The sequence below is a fragment of the Mycobacterium sp. NGS27 genome (assembly GCF_059813005.1).
This window is the reverse complement of sequence record NZ_JCALDT010000029.1, coordinates 1-806: the sequence shown is the minus strand read 5'-3', so window position 1 is coordinate 806 and position 806 is coordinate 1. Positions and strand designations below refer to the sequence as shown.

Sequence of the window (806 nt, the reverse complement as noted above, 5' to 3'; positions counted from 1 at the left end):
AGCCGGGCGGGTGCGATATCTGAGGGTGTCAGCCCGCCGCCGCCGTGTTGGACGTGTGCACAGATGCCGGCCAGGGCCTCGAACCACAACTGAGCCAGCAGGCTGACCTGCGCGTGATCGAGCACTGAGGGCGCCCACGTCCAGTTGGCGTGCAGCTGTGGGCCGGTCTCGATGTCGACAGTGCCCGCATTGAGTTCCACGGTGTGCGCCAACGTCATGGGAATCCGCGCCGCAACGCCGGCCACCGACAGCCCGTCCTGGCTGACCCGCCACACCTCATCAGTGCCCTCGGCCGCTGGGGCGCCCAACCGCCCGAGATAGTTGAATCCGATCGCCGGGTCGGGCCCGGTCAGGTCGACCTCGGTGTTCAGATAGCGCAACAGCCCATAGGTCAATCCGTCCGGATGAGCGCGAAGTTGTTCCTTGGCGTTTTTGACCAGCGCACCCAGGGCCGACTCACCGGCGATCACCCGGGCCCAGTCCAGTCCACCGACCGTCAGCGACACCGGGTATTTGGTGGTGAACCACCCCACCGTGCGCGACAGATCGACATCTGCGCCCAACTCCTCGTGACGGCCGTGCCCCTCGACGTCGATGCCGACCGACCCACCCCCGCAGTCGGCGAACTGCGTCCACGCCAATCCCAAGGCGATCAACAAGATGTCCTGAATGCCGGCGTGAAACGCTGCGGGCACCTCACCGAGCAGCATCCGGGTCGTCGCGACATCTAGTTGCACCGACAAATGCCCCGCCGCGGCGAAGGTATCCACATCCGGTTGCACCGGCGGCAGCACCGCCGGTGTCGC

1 protein-coding gene is annotated in these 806 nt (G+C 66.6%); it reads right to left on the bottom strand.

Annotated elements, in window-relative coordinates; genetic code table 11:
• Positions 1–806 (bottom strand): condensation domain-containing protein (locus AC5Y30_RS25415; RefSeq protein ID WP_499922060.1); only part of this gene is annotated, 806 nt, incomplete at both ends.